Consider the following 1,824-nt stretch of genomic DNA (forward strand, 5'->3'; position numbering starts at 1 on the left):
CCGCAACGGCACGCCCAAGGCCGGAGCCGACGGATCGTTGCGCCAGAACGATCAGCTGGTAGGCTCCATCGGCCTGTACAATTTCGATCCGGGTGAGAATTTCGTGCGCTACGGCAATTCCGGCATCGTGCCGGCGCGCACGCCCGAGCCGGTGACCGATCGCGCCGATATCGGCGTCGCCCAGGGCTTCGTCGAGGAATCCAACGTCAATCCGGTGCTGGAGATGACGCGGCTGATCATGGTCCAGCGCGCTTTCGAGAACACCGCCGCCCTGATGCGGCAGACTGATTCCTCCACCGACGAGGCGATCAAGACGCTCGGCTCGAAGTAGCATGTCGCTCGACCAGCCAACCCTGCGCGCACCCGAAAGACTGCCCCAGCCAACGCCGGAAGACCGGCTTGCCGCGCTGGAGCGGATATGGCGGCGCTTCAGCGATGCCGAGGGACTGCTCAAACGCGGCGGCCTCGTCACCGAAGTCACATCGACGCATTACAAGGTGCGCGGCCTTTCGGATTTCGCCAGGCTGGGCGATCTTGTCGAACAGCGCGGCCATGCCGGCACGCGCCGCGGCGAGATCGTCAAGATCAGCCGCGACGAGATTGTCGTGGCCCCCTTCGAACGCAGTGCCGATGCCGGCATAGGCGACGCCGTTTTCCGTCGCGGTCCGCTCGCCGTGGCGCCGCATGCCTCGTGGCGCGGCCGCACGATCGACGCGCTCACCCGGGCGATCGACGGTGGCCCGCCATTGATCAGGGGCGACGGCATGTCCGGGGCCGCCACGCCCGGCGCCATGGCGCGCCAGCGCGTCGGCACCGCCTTCATGACCGGGGTCAAGATCATCGACATTTTCACGCCGCTCTGTTTCGGCCAGCGCATGGGCGTCTTTGCCGGTTCCGGTGGCGGCAAGTCGACGCTGCTGGCCATGCTCGCCGGCGCAGACGCCTTCGACACCGTGGTCGTGGCGCTGAGCGGCGAACGCGGCCGCGAGGTCCGCGAATTCCTCGAGGACACGATCGGCGACAGCATGGCCAAGACCGTAGCCGTCGTCGCCACCAGCGACGAAAGCGCCATGATGCGCCGGCGGGCGCCGGACACCGCGATGCGTGTCGCCGAACATTTTCGCGACCAGGGCCACCGCGTGCTTCTGGTGCTGGATTCGATCACCCGCTTTGCCCACGCCCTGCGCGAAGTGGCGACGGGAACGGGTGAGCCGCCGGTCGCGCGCGGCTATCCGGCTTCGGTTTTCACCGAGCTGCCGAAGCTGCTCGAACGCGCCGGGCCGGGAGTGGAAGGGAAAGGATCGATCACCGCGATCATTTCCGTGCTGGTCGACGGCGACGACCACAACGATCCGGTGGCCGATTCCGTGCGCGGCATCCTTGACGGCCATGTCGTGCTCGACCGCGCGATCGCCGAACAGGGCCGCTATCCGCCGGTCAATCCGCTGTCGTCCATATCACGTCTGGCCGGCAAGGCCTGGAGCGTCGAGCAGCGCGCGCTGGTGACGCGGCTGAAGTCGATGATCTCCCGCTTCGAGGACACGCGCGACATCCGCCTGCTCGGCGCCTACCAGGGCGGCGCCGACGTGGAACTCGATATGGCGGTGCGCCAGGTACCCCTGATCTACGAGGCGCTGATGCAATCGCCGAAGGACCGCCCGTCCGCTGATCCGTTCTCCGATCTCGCCCGCCATCTCAAGGGAAAGCAGAATGCCGAACAAGGGGACTGAGCTCCAGCATACCGAGCGTATCCTGCGCGAAATGATCGCTGAGGCGAAAGCCGAAGAAGAGATCGAAGCCAGCCGCAACTCGGCCATCGACGGG

At 66.8% G+C, this 1,824-nt stretch carries 2 protein-coding genes; both read left to right on the plus strand.

Features of this window, described 5'->3' with window-relative positions:
- Nucleotides 1–331, plus strand: a 331-nt coding sequence (locus FJ980_RS30450) for a flagellar basal body rod C-terminal domain-containing protein (RefSeq protein ID WP_281406348.1), incomplete at its 5' end; no start/stop codon positions are given.
- A 1-nt stretch (nucleotide 332) separates the two neighbouring features.
- Nucleotides 333–1,730: a flagellar protein export ATPase FliI gene (gene fliI / locus FJ980_RS30455; RefSeq protein WP_140547291.1), complete on the plus strand. Its 1,398-nt coding sequence runs from the start codon at nucleotides 333–335 to the stop codon at nucleotides 1,728–1,730.
- Nucleotides 1,731–1,824: the final 94 nt, after the last annotated feature.

The sequence above is a fragment of the Mesorhizobium sp. B1-1-5 genome (assembly GCF_006443065.1).
In the GTDB taxonomy this organism is placed as follows: domain Bacteria; phylum Pseudomonadota; class Alphaproteobacteria; order Rhizobiales; family Rhizobiaceae; genus Mesorhizobium.

What these genes read in the sequence shown, in the direction of transcription:
- fliI (WP_140547291.1), top strand. Translation starts at nt 333, where the DNA reads ATGTCGCTCGACCAGCCAACCCTGCGCGCACCCGAAAGACTGCCCCAG.